The organism is Chryseobacterium sp. CH21 (assembly GCF_004119445.1).
Taxonomy (GTDB): Bacteria; Bacteroidota; Bacteroidia; order Flavobacteriales; family Weeksellaceae; genus Chryseobacterium.
In genome coordinates, this window is the sequence record NZ_QICI01000034.1 from 72440 (window position 1) to 98692 (window position 26253).

Annotated in this window: 23 protein-coding genes and 3 pseudogenes; 17 read left to right on the forward strand and 9 right to left on the reverse strand. The window is 36.8% G+C overall.

Annotated elements, in window-relative coordinates; all coding sequences use genetic code 11:
- The first annotated feature begins 71 nt into the window (after positions 1 to 71).
- From rpoC to BOQ62_RS05755, 10 genes are all read left to right on the forward strand, one after another.
- Positions 72 to 4337: a DNA-directed RNA polymerase subunit beta' gene (rpoC, locus tag BOQ62_RS05710; protein ID WP_129037831.1), complete on the forward strand. Its 4266-nt coding sequence runs from the start codon at positions 72 to 74 to the stop codon at positions 4335 to 4337.
- Between the two features lie 87 nt (positions 4338 to 4424).
- On the forward strand, positions 4425 to 4730 hold the full coding sequence (locus tag BOQ62_RS05715; RefSeq protein ID WP_027375539.1) for a DUF3467 domain-containing protein: 306 nt from the start codon (positions 4425 to 4427) through the stop codon (positions 4728 to 4730).
- A 175-nt stretch (positions 4731 to 4905) separates the two neighbouring features.
- A complete protein-coding gene (locus BOQ62_RS05720) occupies positions 4906 to 5556 on the forward strand; it encodes a Crp/Fnr family transcriptional regulator (RefSeq protein WP_129037833.1) in 651 nt (216 codons plus the stop codon).
- A 125-nt stretch (positions 5557 to 5681) separates the two neighbouring features.
- Positions 5682 to 6524, forward strand: coding sequence for a DUF5777 family beta-barrel protein (locus tag BOQ62_RS05725; protein WP_129037835.1), 843 nt, complete (start codon positions 5682 to 5684; stop codon positions 6522 to 6524).
- Position 6525: 1 nt separating this feature from the next.
- Positions 6526 to 6873, forward strand: a complete 348-nt coding sequence (locus BOQ62_RS05730) for a hypothetical protein (RefSeq protein WP_228413737.1) — start codon at positions 6526 to 6528, stop codon at positions 6871 to 6873.
- Between the two features lie 9 nt (positions 6874 to 6882).
- On the forward strand, positions 6883 to 7428 hold the full coding sequence (locus tag BOQ62_RS05735; RefSeq protein ID WP_129037839.1) for a YceI family protein: 546 nt from the start codon (positions 6883 to 6885) through the stop codon (positions 7426 to 7428).
- The gene (locus tag BOQ62_RS05740) at positions 7425 to 7949 is read left to right on the forward strand and encodes an ankyrin repeat domain-containing protein (protein ID WP_129037840.1); all 525 of its coding nucleotides are present in this window, start codon (positions 7425 to 7427) and stop codon (positions 7947 to 7949) included. Before BOQ62_RS05735 ends, BOQ62_RS05740 begins: the two co-directional genes overlap by 4 nt.
- A gap of 1 nt (position 7950) precedes the next feature.
- On the forward strand, positions 7951 to 8700 hold the full coding sequence (locus BOQ62_RS05745) for a DOMON domain-containing protein (protein WP_129037842.1): 750 nt from the start codon (positions 7951 to 7953) through the stop codon (positions 8698 to 8700).
- A 168-nt stretch (positions 8701 to 8868) separates the two neighbouring features.
- A complete protein-coding gene (locus BOQ62_RS05750; protein ID WP_129037844.1) occupies positions 8869 to 9714 on the forward strand; it encodes a GNAT family N-acetyltransferase in 846 nt (281 codons plus the stop codon).
- A gap of 109 nt (positions 9715 to 9823) precedes the next feature.
- Positions 9824 to 11107, forward strand: coding sequence for an ectonucleotide pyrophosphatase/phosphodiesterase (locus BOQ62_RS05755; protein ID WP_129037846.1), 1284 nt, complete (start codon positions 9824 to 9826; stop codon positions 11105 to 11107).
- A 272-nt stretch (positions 11108 to 11379) separates the two neighbouring features.
- On the opposite strand, the gene BOQ62_RS05760 is transcribed toward BOQ62_RS05755, so the two are convergent.
- Entirely contained in the window at positions 11380 to 12258 is an 879-nt protein-coding gene (locus tag BOQ62_RS05760; RefSeq protein WP_129037848.1) for an NAD(P)H-binding protein, read from the reverse strand.
- Between the two features lie 81 nt (positions 12259 to 12339).
- Here BOQ62_RS05760 and BOQ62_RS05765 point away from each other — a divergent pair, with 81 nt between their 5' ends.
- Positions 12340 to 12768 carry a winged helix-turn-helix transcriptional regulator gene (locus tag BOQ62_RS05765; RefSeq protein ID WP_129037850.1) on the forward strand — a complete coding sequence of 143 codons (429 nt, stop codon included), beginning with the start codon at positions 12340 to 12342 and terminating at the stop codon, positions 12766 to 12768.
- Between the two features lie 56 nt (positions 12769 to 12824).
- On the opposite strand, the gene BOQ62_RS05770 is transcribed toward BOQ62_RS05765, so the two are convergent.
- Entirely contained in the window at positions 12825 to 13877 is a 1053-nt protein-coding gene (locus BOQ62_RS05770; protein WP_129037852.1) for an NAD(P)-dependent alcohol dehydrogenase, read from the reverse strand.
- 15 nt (positions 13878 to 13892) lie between these two features.
- Positions 13893 to 14297 (reverse strand): cupin domain-containing protein, encoded by a 405-nt coding sequence (locus tag BOQ62_RS05775; protein WP_129037853.1) that lies wholly within the window; start codon positions 14295 to 14297, stop codon positions 13893 to 13895.
- A 131-nt stretch (positions 14298 to 14428) separates the two neighbouring features.
- Between BOQ62_RS05775 and BOQ62_RS05780 the strand changes: the two genes are divergently transcribed.
- The 4 genes from BOQ62_RS05780 (at position 14429) to BOQ62_RS22390 (ending at position 17192) form a co-directional block, all read left to right on the forward strand.
- Positions 14429 to 15331, forward strand: a complete 903-nt coding sequence (locus BOQ62_RS05780) for a helix-turn-helix domain-containing protein (protein WP_129037855.1) — start codon at positions 14429 to 14431, stop codon at positions 15329 to 15331.
- 109 nt (positions 15332 to 15440) lie between these two features.
- The gene (locus BOQ62_RS05785; RefSeq protein ID WP_228413740.1) at positions 15441 to 16352 is read left to right on the forward strand and encodes a carboxylesterase family protein; all 912 of its coding nucleotides are present in this window, start codon (positions 15441 to 15443) and stop codon (positions 16350 to 16352) included.
- Entirely contained in the window at positions 16319 to 16780 is a 462-nt protein-coding gene (locus tag BOQ62_RS22985) for a carboxylesterase family protein (RefSeq protein WP_228413741.1), read from the forward strand. Before BOQ62_RS05785 ends, BOQ62_RS22985 begins: the two co-directional genes overlap by 34 nt.
- Positions 16781 to 17024: 244 nt before the next feature.
- Entirely contained in the window at positions 17025 to 17192 is a 168-nt protein-coding gene (locus BOQ62_RS22390) for a hypothetical protein (protein WP_164976690.1), read from the forward strand.
- Between the two features lie 74 nt (positions 17193 to 17266).
- Here the strand turns inward: BOQ62_RS22390 and BOQ62_RS05790 are convergent, their stop codons facing one another.
- From BOQ62_RS05790 to lpxK, 6 genes and pseudogenes are all read right to left on the reverse strand, one after another.
- Entirely contained in the window at positions 17267 to 18760 is a 1494-nt protein-coding gene (locus tag BOQ62_RS05790; protein WP_228413742.1) for an alpha-amylase, read from the reverse strand.
- A gap of 23 nt (positions 18761 to 18783) precedes the next feature.
- Positions 18784 to 19880: pseudogene (gene dinB, locus BOQ62_RS05795) on the reverse strand (DNA polymerase IV).
- A 160-nt stretch (positions 19881 to 20040) separates the two neighbouring features.
- Positions 20041 to 20496: a GNAT family N-acetyltransferase gene (locus tag BOQ62_RS05800; RefSeq protein ID WP_129037857.1), complete on the reverse strand. Its 456-nt coding sequence runs from the start codon at positions 20494 to 20496 to the stop codon at positions 20041 to 20043.
- A gap of 84 nt (positions 20497 to 20580) precedes the next feature.
- Positions 20581 to 21096: a TlpA family protein disulfide reductase gene (locus tag BOQ62_RS05805; protein ID WP_129037859.1), complete on the reverse strand. Its 516-nt coding sequence runs from the start codon at positions 21094 to 21096 to the stop codon at positions 20581 to 20583.
- 209 nt (positions 21097 to 21305) lie between these two features.
- The gene (locus BOQ62_RS05810; RefSeq protein WP_129037861.1) at positions 21306 to 22121 is read right to left on the reverse strand and encodes a purine-nucleoside phosphorylase; all 816 of its coding nucleotides are present in this window, start codon (positions 22119 to 22121) and stop codon (positions 21306 to 21308) included.
- Positions 22105 to 23129, reverse strand: a pseudogene (lpxK, locus tag BOQ62_RS05815) (tetraacyldisaccharide 4'-kinase). The gene BOQ62_RS05810 and the pseudogene lpxK overlap by 17 nt, the downstream one beginning before the upstream one ends.
- A gap of 109 nt (positions 23130 to 23238) precedes the next feature.
- Between lpxK and truA the strand changes: the two are divergent.
- Together truA and BOQ62_RS05825 are read left to right on the forward strand one after the other, a co-directional pair.
- Positions 23239 to 23968, forward strand: a pseudogene (gene truA, locus BOQ62_RS05820) (tRNA pseudouridine(38-40) synthase TruA).
- A gap of 458 nt (positions 23969 to 24426) precedes the next feature.
- Complete coding sequence (locus BOQ62_RS05825; protein ID WP_129037863.1) at positions 24427 to 26184, forward strand: ABC transporter ATP-binding protein; 1758 nt, start codon at positions 24427 to 24429, stop codon at positions 26182 to 26184.
- The last annotated feature ends 69 nt before the right edge of the window (positions 26185 to 26253 follow it).

Here is a 26253-nt window from a genome sequence, read left to right on the forward strand (position 1 = left end):
ATAATCCTTGAATTTGGAATGATGATTTCGTCTGAAATCTGAAATCTGAAATCTAAAATCTAAAAAAAATTATGTCAAATAAAAATAAATCAAGTAGATTTAATAAAATAACCATCGGTTTAGCTTCACCGGAGTCCATTTTACAGGACTCTAGAGGGGAGGTTTTAAAGCCGGAAACTATTAACTACAGAACTCACAAGCCTGAAAGAGACGGGCTATTTTGTGAGAAAATCTTTGGTCCTGTAAAGGATTACGAATGTGCTTGTGGTAAATACAAGAGAATTCGTTACAAAGGGATCGTTTGTGACCGTTGTGGAGTAGAAGTTACTGAGAAAAAAGTAAGAAGAGAGAGAATCGGGCACATCAACCTTGTAGTTCCAATTGCACACATCTGGTATTTCCGTTCATTACCAAACAAAATCGGATACCTTTTAGGAATTCCTTCTAAGAAATTAGACATGATCATCTACTACGAAAGATATGTAGTGATTCAGCAGGGTATTGCTAAAAAATTAGACGGTTCTGATTTTGAAAATATGGAATTCCTTACAGAAGAAGAATACCTTGATATCATGGAAACTCTTCCTGTAGAAAACCAGTATCTTGATGATTCTGATCCAAACAAATTCATCGCCAGAATGGGTGCTGAAGCTGTAGAAGATCTATTAAAAAGAATTGATCTTGATGCATTGTCTTTCGACTTGAGACACAAAGCTCACAACGAAGGTTCAAAACAAAGAAGAACAGAAGCTCTTAAGAGATTGAACGTTGTAGAAGCATTAAGAGGTGCTAATACAAGAATGATCAACAGACCAGAGTGGATGATCATGCGTGTACTTCCTGTTATCCCACCAGAACTAAGACCATTGGTTCCATTGGATGGAGGACGTTTCGCTACTTCTGACTTGAATGACCTTTATAGAAGAGTTATCATCAGAAATAACCGTTTGAAGAGATTATTGGAGATCAAAGCTCCTGAAGTAATCTTAAGAAACGAGAAGCGTATGCTTCAGGAATCAGTAGATTCATTATTCGATAACACAAGAAAATCTTCTGCAGTAAAATCTGAATCAAACAGACCATTGAAATCACTTTCTGATTCATTGAAAGGTAAGCAAGGTCGTTTCCGTCAGAACCTACTAGGAAAAAGGGTTGACTACTCTGCGCGTTCGGTAATTGTTGTAGGTCCAAACTTACAGCTTCACGAATGTGGTATTCCTAAAGATATGGCAGCTGAACTTTACAAACCATTCATCATTAGAAAACTAATTGAAAGAGGTATTGTAAAAACAGTAAAATCTGCAAAGAGAATTATCGACAGAAAAGAACCAGTAGTTTATGATATCCTTGAAAACGTGATGAAAGGTCACCCTGTTCTACTGAACAGAGCACCTACGCTTCACAGATTGGGTATTCAGGCTTTCCAACCTAAGATGATCGAAGGTAAGGCAATCCAGCTACACCCGTTAGTAACAACGGCCTTCAACGCCGATTTCGATGGTGACCAGATGGCGGTACACTTGCCACTAGGACCAGAGGCAATCCTTGAAGCTCAGTTATTGATGTTAGGTTCTCAAAACATCTTGAACCCTGCAAACGGTTCTCCAATTACAGTACCATCTCAGGACATGGTTCTTGGTCTTTATTTCATGACCAAAGAATTAAGCTCTACAGAGACTATGAAAGTAAAAGGAGAAGGTCTTGCATTCTATTCTCCTGAAGAAGCAGAAATTGCTTATGCTGAAGGTAGAGTATCTTTAAATGCTAAAGTAAGATGTAGACTACCGATCAAAGAAGAAGGAGAAATCGTTACAAGATTGATCGAAACTTCCGTAGGTAGAATTCTATTCAACCAGATTGTACCTAAGCAGGTAGGATATATCAATGAACTTCTTACGAAGAAATCATTGAGAAACGTTATCGGTAAGATCCTTGCTGATACAGATTTCCCTACCACTGTGAAGTTCCTTGATGCAATGAAAGACTTAGGATATTCAAACGCATTCAAAGGAGGTCTTTCTTTCTCACTAGGGGATATTGTAGTTCCTGTTGAGAAAAAGCAGATGATTGCACAATCAATTGAAACTGTAGACGAGATTAGAGCCAACTATAACATGGGTCTAATTACCGATACAGAACGTTATAACCAGGTAATCGACGTTTGGACAAATACCAACGCTGGATTAACTGAAATGATCATGAGCAGAATGAAAACTGACCAAGGTGGTTTCAACTCTGTATACATGATGCTTGATTCTGGAGCGAGGGGGTCTAAAGAACAGATCCGTCAGTTATCAGGGATGAGAGGTTTGATGGCAAAACCGCAGAAAGCTGGTTCTACCGGAGCGGAGATCATCGAAAACCCGATCCTTGCCAACTTTAAGGAAGGTCTTTCGATTCTAGAGTACTTTATCTCTACCCACGGTGCTCGTAAAGGTCTTGCGGATACCGCTCTTAAGACAGCCGATGCTGGTTACTTAACGAGAAGATTAGTAGACGTTGCACAGGACGTTATCGTTACAGAAGATGACTGTGGAACTTTAAGAGGTACAGAAGTTACTGCACTTAAGAAAAATGATGAGATCGTTGAAAAAATCTCTGAAAGAATCTTAGGTAGAGTATCTCTACATAATATCTACGATCCTGAAACTGACGAGCTTATTGCAAGTGCAGATCAGGTGATCATTGAATCATTGGCGAAGAGAATTGAAGAAGCTGGATTAGAAGCAGTGGAGGTTCGTTCACCATTAACTTGTGAAGCTAAGAAAGGTATCTGTGCGAAATGTTACGGTAGAAACTTAGCAACAGGTAAAGTGATCCACATGGGTGAAGCGGTAGGTGTAATTGCAGCACAGTCAATTGGGGAGCCAGGTACTCAGCTTACGTTGAGAACTTTCCACCAAGGGGGTACTGCAGGAAACGTATCAGAAAACCCATCTATCGTGGCAAGAAGAGATGGTATCGTTGAAATGGATGAAGTAAGAACTATTACTTCTGAAGATGAAAACGGTAATACTGCTGAAGTAGTGGTTTCTCGTTCAACAGAATTCAGATTAGTTGCTGATAATGAGTCCAGAACTCCATTAATGGTAGCTAACGTACCTTACGGATCTATATTATCTGTAAAACCAGGTGATAAAGTGAAGAAAGGAGATACAATCTGTAGATGGGATCCGTATAACGCAGTTATCATTGCTGAAACTTCAGGTAAGGTAGAATACGAGGATATCATCCAGGGTATTTCATTCCAACTTGAAATTGACGAACAAACAGGATTCGAAGAGAAAGTAATCTCAGAATCTAGAAATAAGAAAGCCGTACCTACCTTGAAAGTGGTAGACTCTAAAGGAGTTGAGCAAAAAGCTTACAACTTACCGGTAGGAGCCCACTTAATGGTAAACGATGGTGAAAAAATTAAGGCTGGTAAAGTCCTAATCAAAATCCCAAGAAAATCTGCAAAAGCAGGGGATATCACCGGAGGTCTTCCGAGAGTTACCGAATTATTCGAAGCAAGAAACCCTTCAAACCCAGCGGTTGTTACTGAAATCGACGGGGTAGTTTCTTACGGAAAAATCAAGAGAGGTAACCGTGAACTTATTGTTGAGGCTAAAACTGGAGAAAGAAAAATTTACTTGGTAAAACTTTCTAACCAGATTCTTGTTCAGGAGAATGACTTCGTAAGAGCAGGTTCTCCACTTTCTGACGGTTCTATCACACCGGAAGATATCCTAAGAATTAAAGGTCCAACTGCCGTTCAGGAGTACTTAGTAAATGAGATTCAGGAAGTTTACCGTCTACAAGGGGTAAAAATCGACGATAAGCATTTCGAAATTATCGTTAGACAGATGATGACGAAAGTATCTATCGTAGATGGAGGTGATACTCAATTCCTTGAAGGAGCTCTTGAGCACAAGTATGACTTCTTAGAAGAAAACAACAGAGTATTCGGTCTTAAAGTAGTAGTAGAAGCTGGTGATTCTAAAGAATTCAAACCAGGTCAGATGATTACAGCAAGAGAATTAAGAGACGAAAACTCTAAGTTGAAACGTGAAGATTTAGGTCTGGTAGAAGTAAGAGAAGCTCTTCCTGCTACGGCAACTCCTGTACTACAAGGTATTACAAGAGCAGCCCTTCAGACGAAGTCATTCATGTCTGCAGCATCATTCCAGGAAACAACTAAGGTTCTTAACGAAGCAGCAGTTGCTGGTAAGATAGACGATCTTAACGGTCTTAAAGAAAATGTAATTGTAGGTCACAGAATCCCTGCAGGTACAGGTCTTAAAGAGTATCAGAACGTTATTGTAGGTTCTAAGAAAGAATTCGAAGACCTTAACTAAAATTAATGATTTGAAATTTGGGATTTGAAATTATTTTTATATTTTCACAATCTCAAATTTCGAATTTTAAAAACATAATTTATAACAATGGACAACAATCAAAATCCACAAGACGGAAACATCAACATCGAATTAAACGAAATGGTAGCTGCTGGTATCTATGCTAACCTAGCATTGGTAAACCACTCTCCATCTGAATTTGTAGTAGACTTTATTCAGTTGATGCCAGGTGTTCAGCAAGCTAAAGTAAGATCAAGAGTAATTCTTGCTCCACTTCACGCTAAAAGAGTATTAAGCGCTCTTCAGCAGAACATCGCTAACTACGAGCAGCAGTTCGGAGAAATCAAAGAAGTTGAGCCTTTCGTATTAGGAGGAAACAACGTTCAAGCGTAAGATTTTTTTTACAATAAAATAAGAGTGCCCTGGGTTTTTCCCAGGGCATTTTTTATGAACTAAATTCAGTAGATGAAGAGGTGTAATTGTTAATTTTCTTTAATAAAATAAAATTGTATGATAACGATATATCAATTTTATATCTTTGTTTAAGAAAAAGCAGAAAATATAAGATATGATTGATAACTCGTTCGCTGTAAATAAATTTGGCTTTTTAGGGGCCGATTTTTTATCTGAGCTGGAAAAGCATGCTGTTGCTATTGATATAAAAGCAAAAACCGAAATCATTAGAGAAGGGCAGAAAAATAAGTTTGTACCTTTCTTAATAAAAGGATCTATCAAGGTTTTTACCCTTAATGACGGAAGAGAACTCATCTACTATTACATTAAGCCTAAAGACAGCTGTCTGATGACCTTTTCGTCCATTCTCACAGATTATATCAGCAGGGTATATGCCATTGCAGAAGAAGATTCCGAAGCTATTCTTATTCCTGTTTCTATCATGCACGAATGGCTCATCAGATTTCCGGAAATCAATAAACTGTTTTACAATGAGTATGACCGTAGATTTTCAGAAGTCATGAATATGGTTAATGATGCCGTTTTTCACAAGCTGGACAAGAGAGTTCTGAATTATATTAAACAACAGATTTCATCCACAGGAAGTAATCCTATTAAGATCACGCATCGTGAAATTGCCAACAGTTTGGGAACTTCAAGAGAAGTTGTGAGCCGAGTTTTGAAAAAAATTGAAAGTGAAGGTGAAATTGTTCAGACTAAAGAAGGAATAAAAGTTACTGTAAATGAAAATGTTAGGATGATCTAATTTTATTTGTTTGGATTGTTTATTTCTATCATTGATAAAAACAATTTGAGTGGTGACTTTTATCACCTATTTTTGAATTGAGAACTCGATAAGTTTGTTATATCATAATTTAAATCAAATTGTATATGACAAAAACTCTCTTATTTTTGTCAGTATTTTCTTCAGGTCTTGTCTTTGCACAGGAAGATCTGTTGAAAGATATTGACACTGTTAAAACCAATTCAGAAACCTCACAACCCGCCTTCAAAGCGCTTCAGATTGTTACGGGACAATCTACAAAACTCGCCGCCAAAAAAGAATGGTACATTATTGTTGCCCATAGATTTGGAGATATAAGCGCAGGATTTAAAGACTTTTTTGGTCTGGATCATGCTTCCACCAAATTAGGTGTTATCTATGGTATTTCAGATGCTGTATCTGTAAGCCTTTCCAGAGAAACAAATATGAAAACGTTTGAAGGGGCCGTGAAATACAAGCTGGTAAAGCAGAGTGAAAACTTTCCGGTGGATATTGTGGGGTACAATGTAATGGGGGCCAATACGGAATTGGATAAAGATACTTATCCATACTTAAAATTCAGTGACAGACTTTCTTATCTTACACAGGCACTGATCTCAAGAAGATTCAGTGATAAACTTTCATTGCAGCTTACGCCTTCCTTTGTTCATAAAAACCTTTACGAACCTACCATTGAAAACAAAAATCAATTTTTGACAGGTTTGGGAGGACGCTACAAAATCTCAAAAAGAGTTTCTGTGAATGCAGAATACTTTGTGAATTTCGACGATCACAGTTTTTATAAAAACCCTTTATCATTAGGGGTAGATATAGAAACCGGGGGACATGTTTTCCAGCTTTTATTGACGAACTCCCAGATAAATTCAGATATCGGATATCTTACCAATGCTACCGGAAGATGGGGAAAGGGACATATTTTCTTTGGGTTTAATCTTTATAGAGTTTTTTAAGATGAAAAAGCGAACATCCTTATTGATATTGTCATCAGCAATCATACTGATGGCTTGTGACAGCAGAACTTACGAAGAGATTTCTGACAATACACCCATCACTGTACCTGTAAAATATACTGCTGATGTAAAACCAATTGTAGATAACAGCTGTATAGGCTGTCATTCCGCAGGAAGTTTTAAACCTTTAGTTACCTATGATCAGGTAAAAAATAATATAGACGGAATTCTGGACCGTATCCAAAGACCTAATGGAGATCCCGGGAAAATGCCGCAGGGGGGATCTTTGTCTTCAGCTCAGATCAATATTTTCATCAAATGGAAAGCTGACGGATTAAATGAAAATTAAAAAATTGATATGAAAAAATTAGTATTATTAAGCGTATTACTTCTTTCTGCGGGGTACGTTTCAGCACAAAAATATAGCTCTAAAACAGGGAAAGTGACTTTTGAAGCTTCGGTTCCTCTGTTTGATGATATTTTTGCTCAGGATGATAATAATGTTGTCATTCTCAATGCAGACAATGGTGAAATGGCATCCGTTTCAACCGTTAAGAACTTTCATTTTAAAACAAAATTAATGGAAGAGCATTTCAATGAAAGTTATGCTGAATCTGCAAAATACCCGAAAACAACGTTCAAAGGAAAGATCGTAAACTTTGATAAGACAAAGCTTACCGCAAATCCTCAGAAATATACAGTTCAGGGAACTTTGAACTTTCACGGGGTAGACAAAGCTGTTACCTCTGCTGCTACTTTATATGCAAAAGATGGTAAGATCTATATGCAGGGCGGGTTTGTGGCCAGACCTGTAGATTATAAAGTGACCATTCCTAAAATGGTTACTAAAAAAGTTGCAGAAAATGTCAATATCGAGTACAACTATGTAATGGTAAAACAATGAGACCTATAATCTTAATATTAGGACTATTCCTGAGCTCATGGATGGCTGCTCAGGACAAAACAAAATCAATATTTGATATTGCCAGAAGTGGAACTGTAACGGAAGTACAGGAATTGATGAAACAAAATCCTGATATCATTAACCAAACTAATGAGAACGGATTTTCACCCCTTATTTTAGCATGTTACAGAGGAAATACAGCTGTTGCAGATTTTCTGATTGACAATGTAAAAGATGTAAATTATAAAAGCCGTGAAGGAACAGCATTAGCCGGTCTTGCCATTAAATACAACAAAGACCTGGTAGAACATCTGTTAAAGAAAAAAGCAGATCCGAATATTGCAGACGAGACAGGATATACTCCTTTATTCTGGGCTGTAAAATCAGGAAATAAAGACCTGGTAGAACAACTGCTCAAATACAAAGCGGATAAAACAAAAAAAGATTCAATGGGAATGACTCCTTTTGAATATGCATTACAAACCAATAATAAAGAAATTATTAACCTTTTAAAAAATTGATATGAAAAAAACTTTACTAACACTTAGTTTAGCTCTAGCTAATTTTGCATGGGCACAGTTTTCGTCAGGCACTGTAAACCTACCCAATACAGCAATGACGGTGAAATTAGACACAACTCCTACCGGAGTAACGATGACGGTTACAGGTGACAGCAACTCTATGTTGGGAATAGGTTTTGGAACCACAGGAATGGCAGCTGGTGCAGACGGTTTTATTTATAATTCTTCTGCCAACAGAGACTATTCTTTCAGCGGAGTTCCTAATACTCCTTCAGCTGATGCCGCTCAGGACTGGACTGAAACTTCAAATACCATATCCGGATCTACAAGAACTGTGGTGGCAACAAGATCACTTTCGGGAGGAGCAGGGGATTTTGCAATTGCCAATGCAGCAGGAACAATTAATATTTTTTATTCCCGTAAGAGTGGAGGAACTTCTTTAGGATACCATGATGCTGGTAGGGGATATGCTTCATTAACGATGGCAACCGCTACTTTATCTACCAACGAAATTGCCGCTAATAGCAAGAAGGTAAACCTTTACCCAAATCCTGCCAAATCAACTGTTAGTTTCAAAAACTTCGATAAGATAAGATCTGTTGATATCTATGAGGCAACAGGCCGAAAAGTATTATCTGTAAAACCGGAGGGAGAAAGCATTAGTGTTGAAAATTTGAAAACTGGAAGCTATTATCTTGAAATCCAGCTTAAAGATGGAAGCACTTCTTATGAAAAGCTGATTAAAGAATAATTTTTTTTAATACCTTAAATATTTAGTAATGAATACCTCTGATTTTTCAGGGGTATCATTTTTTCTTAAAGTCCCGATTTCAGGGAGATTGCTTTAAAATTCATATATTTGTTTAGATCCTGATTCTTAACAAAAGGTAGTTTCCTGACCTTATAATTTTTACAATTGATGGAATTTAAAACTTTAACCAATATCACAATAGATGAACTTTTATCAGTGTTCAATCATTCGTTTTCTGATTACGTAATTCCCTTTCATCTTACCAAAGAAGTACTTATCTCAAAAATAGCGGCTGAGAAGCTGGATATGAACATTTCTGCCGGAGCATTTGAAGCTGGAAAATTAGTAGGCTTTATACTTCAGTCTGAAAAAATTGAAAATGGTAAAAAGATTATCTATAATGGAGGAACAGGAGTAGTTCCGGAAAGTAGAGGAAAGGGTCTGGTAAGAAGAATGTATGATTTTATCATTCCTGTTTTAAAAGAAAGAAATGCAGATATATTATTGCTCGAGGTTATTGAGGGAAATCAAAATGCCATCAGGGCTTATGAAAATTTAGGATTTGCAATTGTCCGAAGATTGCTTTGCTTTAGAGGGAATATTAAAAAAGGAAATGGAAATGCTGAAATATCCATAAAAGACATGAAAACCTTTCAGTGGGAATTGCTATGTTCTTTCTGGGATATTGAACCTTCATGGCAGGGATCTGTTTTCGTATTGGAACCTATGCCGGAAAACTATATCACTTTAGGAGCTTATGACGGAGAAAGATGGGTAGGATATATTGTTTACGGCCCTGTTTCTAGAAAAATATATCAGATTGCTGTAGATAAGAACTATAGAAATCAAGGAATAGGAACAATGCTTTTCAATGCTATTCTGGAAAGCAATGGGGGAGAAGCTGTAATATTGAACAATGTAGATGATTCCTCAGAAGAACTCAGTAAATTTCTGAGTGAAAAAATAGGACTGACTAATTGGCTCTCACAATTTGAAATGAAAAGACCTATTTAACAGGGAATAATTTTGATTAAAAAAAATAAGAGGGTTTTAATATACTTTTAATCTCTTAAACTTTTCAGGGAGAAGTATAGGATGTAACTTTGCCGAAAATTTTTAAATAATGAAGCGAGGAATCCATTTTTTACTGTTGTTAATTTCCTTTACAGCTTTTGCACAACATACTAGTGCAGATACTGCTCAGGTCGTTATACCAGGAAGGCAAAACAGTACGGAAGCACAGTCAAAACCTTATGTGATCATGATATCAACGGATGGTTTCCGTTATGATTATGCTCAGAAATATAATGCTGAAAACCTTTTGAAACTGGCCAATGGCGGTGTAAAGGCAGAAGCAATGATTCCAAGCTATCCAAGTATTACTTTCCCCAATCACTGGAGCTTAATCACCGGACTTTATCCTTCTCATCATGGTTTGATAGATAACTTTTTCTATGATTACAAGAGAAAGGAAAACTACGCAATGAGCAGCAAAAAAAATGCTGAGGACGGAAGCTGGTATGGAGGAACCCCACTTTGGGGACTTGCCGAAAAACAAGGAATGGTATCAGCCTCTTTAATGTGGGTAGGATCTGCAAGTGATGCCGGAGGAATGAGACCTACTTATTATTATCCTTATCACGAAAAATTTACCCCTTCCGAAAAAGTAGAGAAAGTAGTCAACTGGCTGAAACTACCGGAAGATAAAAGACCACATTTTATTTCATTATATTTTCCGGAAGTAGACGGAAGCGGGCACCATTTTGGTCCTGATGCTAAAGAAACTGAAACTGCTGTTCATTTGATAGATCAGGCAATTGGTGATCTTGTTCAGAAAATAAATGATTTAGGATTAAAAAATGTCAACTTTATTTTTGTTTCCGATCACGGAATGATCAAAGTAGATGGAGGTACACCTTTGGAAATCCCGGCTCTTCTTTTCGATAAAAACAGATTTGATTTTTACAATTCTCAGACTTTACTGAGAGTTTACGTTAAAAATTCTGATGAGGTAAAGGCGGTTTACAAACAACTAAAAGCTAATAAAACGGATGATTACGAAGTATATTTGGATAAAAAACTTCCTAAATACCTGCATTTTGCAACAAGAGATGATCAGTACAACAGAATAGGACAGATTCTTCTGATCCCGAAAGCACCGAAAATTTTTCTGGAAAAAGGTAAAAAATCATCAGTGGGAAAACATGGTTACAACCCTAAAATAGTTCCTGAAATGAAAGCCACTTTCTTTGCTTGGGGGCCGGAATTTAAAAACAATCTGGTAATTGATGAATTTGCCAACATCAATGTTTATCCTTTGGTTGCTGAGGTTTTAGGATTAAAAATCGATCAGCCAATTGATGGAAAACTGAAAGTCTTAAAAGAAACTTTGAAAGAGAAAAAATAATCTGAAGATTAAAAGATAATAATATAAAAAAAGTTTCGGCGCACCAAAGGTGCGCCGAAACTTTTTTTATGACTGACTTAGGAATTGAAAGCGTTAAAAAATAAATTTTGTGAACGTTAAGAAAATTCTACTGTTTGAAGCGTGGGAATTAAACTTGATAATAAATTAATAGTGAATCCGCGCAAGTTTAGAATTTTTAGAGAAAAAAATTATTTTTAGCATTTTAATTCCAGTCTTGAACTTTTGTTTCTTTTGTTTCAAGGCAAAAGAAATTAAAACTGAGAAGAAAATTCTTTCGCAAAATCTTCTAACTTAACCCTTCCTGTAACCGGAGAACCGTGATCAATAAAATCCTTCTGTACAACACCGGTTCTTATTCCTCTTCCCATTTCAACATACAACTTAGCCATATCTTCAGGTAATCCTGCCTGAAGCATTCCGTTTAAAGAATCTTCATCAGAGAATTCTACCCATGGAAGCTCAGGTTTATCAACAGAAGTTCCCAGAACCTTCGCAAAATCAGAAGCTTTTCTTACGTCACTTACAATATATCTGATAGTGTTGGTATTTTCATCTTTTACCAGTTCTTCAGCAGCTGCTTTAGCAATATCGTTGGGGTGTACTACGGGTACTTCAATACCTGCAGGATAATTTGCTCCAATAATTCCTGCATTTTGAATTAAAGGAATATCATTGAAAAAATTATTGTAAAAATATCCGGCTCTTAAAAAAGAAAAAGAGGTATTCTCTACTTCATTGTATATTTTTTCAATATTGTGAAGACCAGCGATAGGGCCATTTTCTACCGGAGATTCTGCGCCTACGCTGCTTAGCATTACAGCTCTTTTTACATTGGCTTTTTTTAAAGCTTCAGCATAATTTTTTCCTGCATTGGTGGTGTTTTCCACAATTTTATCGGAACTGATCGCAGGGGGTGTCATGACAAAAACAGCATCAGCTCCTTCGAATGTTTGTGTTAAAAAATCAACGTCTATAATAGATCCTATGGCTGGCGTTGCTCCCAGAGATTCAATATCCTGTTTTCTGGCATCGCTGCTGCTTACAATTGTAATATTGTGCCCTTCGGCAATTAATTGTTGTGCTAATGGTTTAGCTACATTTCCTAGTGATCCTGTGATTATAATTTTCATAATAAATATTTTTTTATTTCTGGGAACAAAGTTATATTTGTACTTACTTTTATACAAGTACTTACCCTAAAGTATGTAGATATGACAGCTATCAAAGAAAGTTCAACCATTCAGGAGAATAAAAAGACAGTGCAGGATTGTCCTGTAATGTACGTTATGGAAAGAATCGGAGGATTCTGGAAACCCATTATCCTGTTTAATCTTTCCACAGGAGAAAAAAGATACAGCGAATTGAAAAAAGCAATTCCTGCGGTAACAGAGAAAATGCTCATTCAACATTTGAAACAGCTCGAAACAGATGGATTAATCATCAGAACAGCAAAACCAGTGATACCGCCTCACGTCACTTATAAGCTAAGCGAAGCTGGTAATGAGCTGGCTCCCGTGATTGATGCCATGGCAGCATGGGCTTTTCAGGATATGGAAAGGAATGATATCAAATATACTGAAGGAGACCGATATATCACCAATCAGGATCAGAATGCTTTCAGTCAAAACCTGAAAAAATAAAAACAGGCTCTTCAATCCGAAGAGCCTGTTTCTGTTAATATTATTCTATCAAAGAATTATAAAGACTGCATGTCAATAACGAAACGGTATCTCACATCACTTTTCAGCATTCTTTCATACGCTTCGTTGATGTCCTGCATTTTGATCATTTCAATTTCTGAAACAATATTGTGCTCTCCGCAGAAATCCAGTAATTCCTGAGTTTCAGCAATACCGCCAATTACTGAACCTGCTACAGATTTTCTTCCCATAATCATAGGAACAGTATTTAAAATAGGCTCTAAACCTCCAAGATATCCTACCAGAACATGAGTCCCGTTGATATTTAAAGTAGTCACATACGGATTGACATCATGTACATAAGGGACGGTGTCAATAATCACATCGAATTTTCCTTTTACAGAATCCATTTGGGCTTCATCGGTAGAAATCACAACATGATCAGCGCCTAATTGTTTAGCATCTTCAGTTTTTCCCGGAGTTCTGGAGAATAAAGTAACTTCAGCGCCCAGTCCTTTTGCCAGCTTAATCGCCATATGACCAAGACCTCCCAATCCTACAACTGCTACTTTAGAACCAGGACCTACATTCCAGTGTTTTAAAGGAGACCATGTGGTAATACCTGCACAAAGTAGTGGTGCTACGGCTGCAAGGTCAAGATTTTCAGGTACTTTTAAAACGTGGTGAGAATCCACTACAACCTTTTGAGAATAGCCTCCAAAAGTATGTCCTCCCAAATGTTTATCCTTTCCATTGTATGTTCCGGTGAAACCGTTCAGACAGTATTGTTCAAGATCATGCTTACAGCTGTCGCAGTGTCCGCAAGAGTCTACAATACATCCTACACCCGCAAGATCTCCCACTTTAAATTTGGAAACTTCACTTCCTACTTTTGTAATTCTTCCTACAATTTCATGTCCCGGAACTACAGGGTACAAAGACCCGCCCCAGTCGTTTCTTACCGTATGAAGATCAGAATGGCATACCCCGCAGTATAGAATTTCAATTTCTACATCTTTTGAGGTGACTTCTCTTCTTACAATATTCATTTCTTTCAGATCTGCTGTGGTAGATTCTGCACCATAAGCTTTTACTGTGATTGTACTCATTTTTTATATTTAGTTTTATAAATTATGATATTCTTCATCCGTTACAGGCTCCAGCCATTCTACAATCCCGTTTTGTGTATTAGGATTAATGGCAATGTGGGTAAATTCACTATCCGGAGCTGCTCCATGCCAGTGAATAACATCTGGTGGAATATTAACAATATCTCCAGGATTTAAAATCTGTGCAGGTTTTCCTTTTTCCTGATAATATCCTTTTCCTGAAGTTACGATTAAAATCTGTCCACCCCCATGAGAATGCCAGTTATTTCTGCATCCCGCTTCGAAAATTACATTTCCGATCTGGCAGTTCAGGTTATCTTCATTGGGTTTCAGAATATGAACCCAAGCTGTTCCTCCTGAAAAATAATCAGGAGAAGCTTTTTCCCCTTTCGGAAAAATATTGGTATTAAAAGTTTCCATAACGGTACAAAAGTCGAAACTTTCTGGTAAACCAAACTTATACAGATTACCGAATTACTTACCAATTTTACAGACAGCATTTCAGTTACAAATGAAAGTGGTAATTTTGAATAGCAATAAAAATATACTTCATGGAAAATCAGGAGGTTGAAATCTATAACACGGTATCAGAATATAACAAAATGGCGAATCATGAAACCCTCCATCCATTGGTAAGTATCATTGATTTTTCCAAATCCGATCCTATTTGTCAGTATAAAAGAACGTTTGGCTTTTATACCGTTTTTCTGAAAGATGTGATGTGTGGTGATATGCAATATGGAAAACACAGCTATGATTATCAGGAAGGGACATTGGTTTTTATTGCTCCCGGCCAGACCTATGGAATTTATAATAAAGACAGATTTGTTCAGCCGGCAGGTTTTGCTCTGATTTTCCATCCGGACTTAATCAAAGGAACCAACTTAGGGAAGAATATCAAAGACTATTCATTTTTCTCTTATGACGTTCATGAAGCACTCCATCTCTCAGAAAAAGAAAGAGAAGTGGTACTGGATTGTTTTAAAAATATTAAACTGGAACTGGAGCAGTCTATTGATAAACACAGTAAATCTTTAATTGTAAACAATATTGAGCTGTTCCTGAATTACTGTATGCGTTTTTATGACCGCCAGTTTATTACAAGAGATCATATCAACCAAGGTGTTATCGGGAAATTTGAAAATCTGGTAGATGATTATTTGAAATCTGAAAATCCAAAGAATATAGGTTTTCCAATGGTTAATTACTTTGCCGAAAAACTGAATCTTTCTGCCAATTATTTCGGAGATCTGATCAAAAAAGAACTGGGAATTTCTGCACAGGAGTTTATCCACAATAAGCTTATAGAGATAGCCAAAGAACAAATTCTGGATCAGACAAAAACAATCAGCGAGATTTCTTATGATTTAGGTTTTAAATATCCGCAGCATTTTACAAGACTCTTCAAAACCAAAGTAGGGATCTCTCCGAGTGAATATAAAATCCTGAACTAATTTTTTTCACGAATAACACGATAATTATTAGTGAATATTTGTGTCCTTATTTGTGGAATTTGTGTTTAAATAATTAAATTTAAAGAGAAAAGTTTTCACAGTTTTAAAGATGACACCAAATCAGCTGAACACCACTATTTTCGAAACCCGATTCGGGAAAATCTTAGCATTAAAAGAAAATGGAATTATCAGAGCCAGAAGTATCCGGTATGCCTATTCTGAAAGGTTTAAACAACCAGTTGCTGCAGAAGCTTGCGTATCTTCCATAATTATTTCTCCGGAAAAAATTCCGGTCTGCCCACAGACTTTAAGTCCGCTTGTAGAAAAAATGATTGGAGAAACACCTGTCGAAAGTTTCGAAGCTGATGAATCTACCCAATATTTATCCGTTACCCGTCCTGAAATTATATCTGAAAATGAAAAACTTCCTGTTGTAGTATGGATTCACGGAGGTTCCCATGAAATAGGCTGCGGCGATCTCGTCACTGCCGATCCTGCCGAATGGGTGAAAGAACAGCATATTATCGTTGTTACTGTTTCATATCGTTTAGGATTATTTGGTTTTTTAGGGGGTGATGAAAAAAGACCTGCCAATCTTGGATTGCTGGATATCATTGAAGCATTAAAGTGGATCAAAAACAACATTGCAGATCTGGGAGGTGATAAAAATAATATTACCCTTCTCGGGCAGTCTTCAGGAGGTGATGCTATTGCTCATTTAATGATATCGGAAGGAGTGGAGGATTTGTTCCAGCGCTTGATTATCCAGAGTGCTCCTTTGGGATTACGTCATAAAAGGCAGAAAATGTCTGCAGAATTTCTGAAAAAGACAGAAGTGCTGAAAGATGAAACCGATGTTTTAAAAATGATGGATGACTACAAAGAATTTGTGCCTTCCGTAATAAAATATGGTTTGAAAGCAGCGATGCCTTTTGGAACTCAATACGGACATTTTCCTTTGTGTAAAGAAGAAGATTCTGTGGAAATGTGGAAAAAAATGCTCAGAAATTTGATGTGCTGATTGGTTTAAATAATGATGAAACGGCATTTTATCTTAAAACCTCAGAAGCTTTAAATAAATATTTCGGGAAAGGGTTGGGTTTAAAAATCATGGATAAGACTGTTGAAAAAACAACCGCATTGATCTATGGAAATCCGGCAAGACAGTTTGCACAGAACCTTGCGGATGCCGGAGGAATTGTATATCTCTTCAGAATTCATTCAAAATTGAAAGAGAATCTTATCGGAGCACCCCATTGTATCGATCTTCCCTTAATTTTCGGAAATGAATCTGCCTGGGAATCTTCTGAACTGCTGAAAAATATTCCCTGGAGTCGTATTCATGAGAATGGTAAAAAGCTGAGAGCACTTTGGGCTGAATTTGCCCGCACCGGAAAAATAGCTGATACCTCCGAAAGACCAGAAATCCTGGAACTCCGAAAAATGTAACTATACATCAAACCTATAATTTCTCTAATCTTCACAAATATCCCAACTGAAGACGTAAACATTCCCATCCTTGGAGGGGTGTCAAAAATTCTTTGAATTTTTGACGGGGTGGTTCGCCATATTCCCAATATTTATCTTCAATAATGAAAACTATATACTAAATCAAGTATTTGGTGTTGAATGTTTGGTCATAATTGTAATTTTTAATGTATATTTAATAACTAAACCATAAAAAATAACAATTATGAAAACGCACAAAGAAATCAAAGTAAAAAAATTAAACCGTCAGGAATTAAAAAGTTTAAAAGCCGGAGATTTAAATTGGGGTAAAGTGTGCTGTACTTCCAATGAAGATGGCCAATGCTGTGAATGGGCTATCGATGTTTGGAATTGTAGATATATTTATTGTTAAATATAGTGTTCAGATATGATACAAAGCATATATGATTAATCATGTATGTTTTTTTATTTTTAATAAATTTAATCTTATTCAGGGATCCAAACACTTACGTTTCCTGCCGGAACAGGAAAATTTCCCCATCCGTTTTCATCAATAATTACTTTCTCTTTGAACCGTTTCAACAGATCTTTGAATTTTTTACCAGCATACAATGTTCCCATTTCCATAGGCTTGTTGTAAGAATCTTTATTGCTCAGAACTACGGCACATCCTGTATGTTCATCATCTCCCGTACGCACCCAGCCGAGACAATTGGCATCCTCAAAATAATCATGCTGATCACCGTAAGCATGATCTTTCCTTGCTTTTAATAGCTCTTCAATACCATCTACTTTGGGCATAAATATTTCCTGATCATTGCCTTCTCTATCTTTATCCACATAATGAGCGCCATAAAGATCCGGATAAAATACACATGGATAACCGTCTTTTCTCAATAAAATAAGCGCATAGGCCATTGGTTTGAACCATGGTTCTACAGGAGCTTCAAGATCCTGTAAAGGTTGCGTATCATGATTGGCTACCAGGCTTACAGAATGCATGGGATCTGCCTGAGTAAGGGTTTCATCAAAAATTCTTCTGAGATCATAAGAACCGCCTTCTCTGGAAGCTGTATGGAAATTATTCTGTAACGAACTGTCAAAGAGACTCATGCATCCATCCGTTACCTCAATATATTTTTGAAGCAGATGAAGATATCCCGGAGCCCAGTATTCTCCTACCGCAAAAATATTTTTTCCGGAATTGGAACGAAGCAGCGTAAGCCATTCTTTATAAAAATCAAAGGAAATATGTTTTAAAGCATCCAATCTTACTCCGTCAAAATCTGTCTGATCAAAATACCATTTTGCCCAAGTGTTGAGTTCTTCCCGTACAAAAGGATTCCGATGTTCGATGTCATTATACATCAGATAATCATAGTTTCCTTTCTCATCATCAATCATTTCTTCCCAGTCATTTCCGTATTCTGACTGTATTTTATAAATGTGGGAATCCATCCCTTCAGCATAATCTACACCACTGAAACAGTTGAAATTCCATTCAAAATCCGAATATTTTTTTCCTCTTCCAGGAAAAGTAAATTTGGTATAAGATTCTATTTCGATGACATCGGAAATTATTTTTTCCCTGTTTTCCTCATCTACTTTTACCACTTTGAATTTTTCCAGTTCATCACCTCCCGCTTTATGCCCCAGAACAATATCTACAATCACTTGGATATTTTGTTTCTTTAAGGCTTTAATCGCTTTGGTATAGTCATTTTTTGTACCGTATTTAGTGGGAAGAGTTCCTTTTTGATCAAATTCTCCAAGATCGTATAGATCATAGGCATCATAGCCAATAGAATAGCCACCATTTGTTCCTTTGTAGGCAGGTGGAAACCATACAGAAGTGATTCCAAGTTTTGCTAAATATCCGGCCTGTTTTTCGGCTTCTTTCCACAATTTTCCGTCGCCTTCAGAATACCAGTGGAAAAACTGGATCATGGTTGGGTTCATAGATTTGCTGATTTGGTTCATACAAGTTAGCAAAAAAATCTGACCTATTCGTTTTCGAATTCCTCAAACGGGATTTTTAGTTGAACGGAAACCTGCTTTTTTTCTTCCGTATTCAGTTGAGAAAGAGACAATCCGAGCAGGCGGACTGCTTTATCAAAAGGGCGGAGTTCCCAAAGTTTTTTTCCGGTGTTATAATACTGTTCGGGTGACGAGAAATAATCTTCCCTGGTTATACTTCTTGTGAAAAGAGAGAAATCTTTATATTTTATTTTTAAAGTTAAAGTTCTTCCGAGAATATTATTTTTCTGTAATCTTTGGTGAATTTCCTCAGCAAGGCTTTCTAGCTTTTCATTGATCTGCTGTTCATCCAGAAGATCCTCAAAAAAGTTCTTTCTACGGCCACACTTTTCTGAATCCGATGAGGTTTTACTTCTGATGTATGAATCCCACGTACCACATTGTAATAATGCTGGCCGGATTTTCCAAAAAGCCTTACAAGATCCTCAAGTGATCTCTTTTTTAAATCTTTTCCTTTATAAATCCCTAAACTAAACATTTTGTTAGCCGTAACTTTTCCCACACCATAAAATTTTTCCACGGGTAATTCTTCCAGAAAATGCTCCATTTTATCAGGATGAATGGTTTTCTGCCCATTCGGTTTATTAATATCGGAAGCTACTTTGGCTAAAAATTTATTGACAGAAATTCCTGCTGAAGCCGTTAATCCTGTTTGTTCAAAAATTTTCTGACGGATTTCTTTAGCGATGAGATTGGCAGATTCCATTCCTTTTTTATTTTCAGTAACATCCAGATAGGCTTCATCGAGTGATAAAGGTTCTACCAGATCAGTATATTCATAGAAAATTTCCCGGATCTTTTTGGAGATTTCTTTATATCGGGCAAATCGGGGAGGAACAAAAATAAGATGTGGGCATTTTTCTTTGGCTGTTTTACTGGGCATTGCAGAGCGAACACCAAATTTTCTGGCTTCATAACTTGCGGCTGCCACTACACCACGATGTTGCCCGCCTACGGCTATTGGCTTACCTTTCAACGTAGGATTATCATGCTGCTCCACAGAAGCATAGAATGCATCCATGTCCACATGAATAATTTTACGAAGAGGCAAAGAAAAATCCATATACAAAGATATGGATTCCTTTATTTATAGAAGGAAGCTAGAAGCTGGAAGAGGGAAGTTAATAGGAAATTAAAGGACTGCTTACTAAATAATAAAAAATGAAGTAGTAATTAATAACGCGTTAATAACTTCCATCTCCCATCTTCCGGCTTCCTGCATTTTAAGCCTTCATTCTCATAGTCAGAAGATGAGGTTCAAAACCTGCTTTTTCATACGCTTTTATGGCAGATTCATTTTGAGCGTAGACATCCAATCTTACCTCACTGATTCCTCTTGATTTTGACCAGGAAATAAGTTCATCGGTAATCATTTTATTAATTCCTTTTCCTCTGTGCTCCGGTTTTACATACATAAAACCGAGGTAGGCATATTCTTTAAACTGATAATAATCTTTTGCTGCTTTTTTGATCAGCGCATATCCAGATGCAATGATCTCGTTATTCTCTTCAGCAACAATAACGGTAGCTTCCGGAGATTGTATCAGGTATTTTAAATCATAATAATGTATCTCTCCTGCAATCAATGTACTATTGAAAGGTCTTTCGGCAGTAACAACTCCCTGCTCAAATTCTAATAGGATATCTAAATCCTCTTGTGTGGCTTCTCTTGTGATCATGGTGTTATGGGTATAAAATTTTAAAACTCACTGAAAGTTTTGGTTTTCAATGAGTTTTTTATGTTCTTTCGGGTTAAATAATAATTATTTTAAAAGCTTGTCTATGGTTTGCTGAAGTTCAGGATCTTCGGGAGATATTGCGTAATATTTTGCAATAGAAGATTTTTGGTCAATCACCATATATCTTGGAATCCAGTTTAGATCTACATAATTATTGAAATCGTTTTTCCATCCTGTAGAAAACCAATAGTTTTCTTTGTGTTTCATATCAAATCTTTCAAGACTTTTTTCAAACCCTTCTTTTGAACGGTCCAATGACAGAAATACAAAATCTATATTCTTGTTATTTTCTTCTAATTCCTTGGCTTTTGGAAGTGCATTTAAACAATCTCTACACCATCCGGCCCAGAAATCAATCACTAAAACTTTTCCTTTATGCTGAGCCAGAATCTGTTTGATGGTAATGGTTTTTCCATCTTCATCCTGCAGTTTCTGCTGTAAAGCTTCTTTTGAAAATCCTGTTTTAAGGACAGTAGGGACTTTTTGTGAATAGCTTATCCCAAAAATACCCATCATCAATAGTAATATCAACTTTCTCATCTCGTACAATTTCATTTGTACAAATCTAAACAATGAATGGCAATCTGAGATTGATTTCTTTGGAATTAGGAAAAATTTATAATATTGATGGATTCTATGAGGTAGGAGAGTGGGAACGGGTAAACCACCCCGTCAAAAATTCAAATAATTTTTGCCACCCCTCCAGGGGAGGGGAATGTTACGGCTTCAATTGTAATATAGGGTTATATTTATTGGTAGTTTTTAATCAAGCCTTTGACAACGGCAATTACATTAGGCATTGCTTTATTGGCTGCATTCAAAACTTCTTCATGAGAAACGGCAAAAGCCACATCCGGTCCGCCAAGATCTGTGATCACGGAAATACAGAAAACATCCATTCCCATATGTCTGGCAACAATAACTTCGGGAACGGTGCTCATTCCTACCATATCACCGCCAATAGCTTTGATCATTCCATATTCGGCCGGTGTTTCAAAAGTTGGTCCCTGAAGAGCAACGTAAACTCCCTGATGAATTTTGATATGTTGATCTGCAGCAGCCTGTTCTGCAATAGCAATCATTTTTTTGTTATAAGGCTCGCTCATATCCACAAATCGTGGTCCAAGCTCATCGATATTTTTTCCGCGTAAAGGATGCTCAGGCATCATGTTGATATGATCTTTCAGAATGACAATATCTGCAACGCTGTAGGCTGGGTTTACACCACCACATGCATTGGAAAGAATAAGGTTTTGAATTCCCAGCAAATGAAAAACTCTTATGGGGAAAGTCACCGTTTCCATAGAATGTCCTTCATAATAATGGAAACGTCCGCTCATCATGAGTACTTTTTTCCCTTCCAGGATTCCATAAATCAGTTTTCCGGTGTGTCCGGCCACTGTAGTTTGTGGAAAATGAGGAATGTCTTTGTACTCTAAAATATGGATCGGTTCTACTTCATGTTGTAATTTTCCCAGCCCGGATCCTAAAACGACTGCAAAATCAGGAGTTTCCTGAATAATATTTTTAATAAAATCTGCAGTCTCATTAATTTTTTCTAACATAATCTAAGATGATTTGGTTGAATTCTTCTTTCTTATCAATAAGTACATTGATAGGCCAGTAGTAAACAATTTCTCTAAGATAGTCAAAAGTTTTCAGACGTACATAGTCTTTCTCTGTGGTTAATATCAGTTTATATTCTCCCAGTTTTTTATACTCGGCAAGGATTTTTTTAATATCATCATCCGTGAAATTATGATGATCTCTGAATTTTAAATGCTTTACTCTTTTTGAGAATTTGGCCAGATGTTCCAGAAGCGGTTTAGGATTGGCAATTCCGGTGATCAGTAAAATATCGTAATAATTCAGGTTGTTATCCGGAAGCATTTTATCCTTTCCGTAGACATTTTCGTCATAGCCGATGGATGAAAAGAATACTTTCTGTCCGTAAGAAGGTCTTATTCTTGAGATATAATATCTTTTGGTTTCCTCCGTAAGTTCATCAGGACATTTACTGACCATGATGATATTGGCTCTTTTATATCCCGCTCTTGATTCTCTCAGATCTCCGGCAGGAAGAAGGTAATCCTTGAAAAAGGATCATTAAAATCAGTCATCAGAATATTGAATCCTGCTTTGATGGCTCTGTGCTGCATGGCATCATCCAGTACCAGAACTTCAAGATCCATATCATCAATCACTTTTTTAGCACCAGGAACACGTTCTTCGGAAACGGCAATTACGAAACGGTTTTTAAAACGTTCAAAAAGCTGCATCGCTTCATCGCCAACCATTTTGTAGTTGCTTTCGTAATTCGTTACTTCATAGCCTTTGGTAAGCCTTCCGTAACCACGTGAAAGTACTCCGGTTCTGTAATGTTTGGATAAGAACTGGGCAAGATACATCACCATGGGTGACTTGCCGCTTCCGCCCACAGAAAGGTTTCCGACATTGATTATCGGTGTCTTGAATTTTGTCGACTTAAAAACTCCCAGATCATACATTGTGTTCCGGATACCCGTTACCAAATGATAACCGAGGGAAAAAGGATAAAGGTACCATCTTTTCATACGATTGCAAAAATAGGAATTTTCATAAGCATTTGGTGTAATATTCTCAAAGACTTTTCAACAAATATTTCGTTAAATTAAAGTATTTTTGTGGAGTTATTATAATACATTGAGATACTTTATTGAATTTTCTTACAACGGAAAGAATTATTTCGGCTATCAGATACAGCCGGATGCTATTTCTGTACAGGAAGAACTGGAAAAAGCGCTGTCTACCATTTGCGTGAAGAAATAAAAACTACAGGAGCAGGAAGAACGGATACCGGTGTTCATGCTAAAAAATATATGCCCATTTTGATACGGAAAAAGAATTGGATGATCAGCTTGTACGAAGACTGAACAGTTTTCTTCCGCCTGATATTTCCATTAAAAGAATTTTCCCTGTAAAAGATGATTTTCACGCCCGTTTTGATGCGACGTACAGAACTTACGAATATTATATCTCATTGGAAAAAAATCCGTTTACTCAGGAATCTGCATGGCAGCACTGGAAAAGAAGTTTGGATATCAATGCGATGAATGAAGCCTGTAAAATTCTTTTTGAATATGAAGATTTTACCAGTTTTGCGAAATTAAAAACCGATAACAAAACCAATATCTGCAAAATGTACAAAGCAGAGTGGGAACAAAATGGAACAGAACTGAAATTCACAGTTTCAGCCAACCGTTTTCTCAGAAATATGGTTCGTGCTATTGTCGGAACGATGGTAGAAATTGGAACCGGAAAACTGAAGCCGGAAGATCTTCGTCAAGTGATTGAAGATAAAAACCGCAACGCTGCGGGAACTTCAGCACCGGGACATGGATTGTATCTTGTGGATGTAGGATATGAATTTTAATGCTAAGAAATAAGCCGGAATCAATTCTTTATTGACGGTAAGAAAATCATTCGGTTACAAACATATTTACAAAAAACCTCTTGAGTTCTCGGGAGGTTTGTTGTAAGTAGGCAGGAGACTTCCGAAGGACTCTGAAATTTACAAGCAATTCCGTTTTAAACCAACGGAGGATCTTGGAAGTTTGTTTCACTATTGTTTTAAACCTCCGAAGCTGCCGGGTAGGTTTCATACAATGATGTTTTAATTATTACAATCCTATCTTTTTCATATTTAATAAGAGATAAATATGGATGAATGATCAAAAAATCAGGTTCTCAACAGGTTGATCCTATTCATTCTGTAAATAACAGGTATCTGAAATTTTCTATGACGATTTGCAAAAGTTGTAAAGGCAGTCCGGTTATAAAGTCTTATTTTTGCATAGAATTTTATTTTAATTCTTTCTTTCGATTCGTACAATGAAAAAACAAGATACCTGGGGAATTATAAAAAGGCTGTTCTTTATCGGAATGAAATTTCGTTCTTGGTTCATCCTTACTCTTATCATTTCCATATTCCTTTCCATCGTTTCTACTTACAGGCCTTATCTTACCATGCAGGTAGTGGATAATGACATTACAAAGCTGCATGATAAAGCTTTGATGATGAAGCACATCTATATTCTCGTGGGATTAGTGTTTGCAGAAACTATTTTAAACTTTTTCTTAGTTTATTTTTCAAATTTTATCTCGCAGAATGTGATCAGAGATATCAGAGAGCGTTTATATGCTAAACTGATCTATTTCAAAACTTCATTTTTTGATAAAACGCCTATCGGGCAGCTGGTAACGCGTGCAGTAGGAGATGTGGAAACCATTGCTACAGTATATACAGATGGATTCCTGATGGTTTTCGGAGATATTCTGAGAATTCTGTTTGTACTGGTGATGATGTTCAGTACCAATGTTCATCTGAGTTATATTACGCTGGCTATTTTACCTTTAATGGTAGTGATTACAAGATTCTTCCAGAAAAGACTGAAAAAAGCTTTTGGGGATGAAAGAAACTGGACAGCCAATCAAAACTCTTTTGTTCAGGAAAGATTGGCTGGGATGCCGATTATTCAGGTCTTCAACAGACAGGAATCTGAGTTTAAGAAATTTGATGATATCAATATTACCCTGAAAGGAGCATTGCTGAGAACCGTATTTATTTTCTCATTGTTCTTTCCTGTAGTAGAGCTTATTTCTTCATTATTCATAGGGTTTATCCTTTTCTATGGTGGATATATCACGATCAGTGCCGGGGTGGTGATTGCATTTATCCAGTATATTTCGATGCTGATCCGTCCTTTGAGACAGATTGCAGACCGTTTCAATAATATCCAGCGAGGAATTGTAGGAGCAGAGAGGGTATTGGGATTAATGGATGAAGAAAACTCCATGCCGAATAACGGAACGGTGAAAAAAGATCATTTTGCCGGAAAAATTGAATTCCAGAAAGTACATTTTGCTTACGATGAAAAGCAGGAAGTTCTGAAAGGAATTGATTTTAAAGTAAATCCGGGAGAAACGGTAGCGATTGTAGGAGCAACTGGTGCTGGGAAATCTACGATTATCAGCCTGATCACAAGATTATATGATATCAATTCCGGAAATATTCTGATTGATGATGTGGATTTAAAAGATTACGAATTGTATAATCTGAGAAGCCATATCGGAGTGGTATTACAGGATGTTTTCCTTTTCCACGGAAGTATTTTTGAAAACCTTGCCTTTGGAGATGACAGCATCACATTGGATAAAATAAAAGCCGGAGCCAGAGAAATTGAAGTTGATAATTTCATTCAGCAGCTTCCTGGCGGATATGATTATGTAGTGAGTGAAAGGGGCTCATCCATTTCTTTAGGTCAGAGACAATTACTGTCTTTCCTGAGAGCTTATTTATCCGATCCGAAAATTTTAATTCTGGATGAAGCTACTTCTTCTATTGATCACGAAAGTGAAAAACTTATTCAGAGAGCAACAGAAAAAATTACTAAAAACAGGACATCCATTATTATTGCTCACAGGCTTTCCACGATTGAAAAAGCAGATAAGATTATTGTCATGGAGCACGGTAAAATTGTAGAAGAAGGAAAGCATCTTGATCTTTTGGATAAGAACGGATATTATGCCACGCTTTACAAAGCCCAGCTTCGCCATGAAGTAGAAATGGAAGAAGAAAAAGAATCATGATCCAGTAAGGAATGATAATAAACAAAAAAGAGAGTCAGTAACGACTCTCTTTTTTTATAAATAAAATAA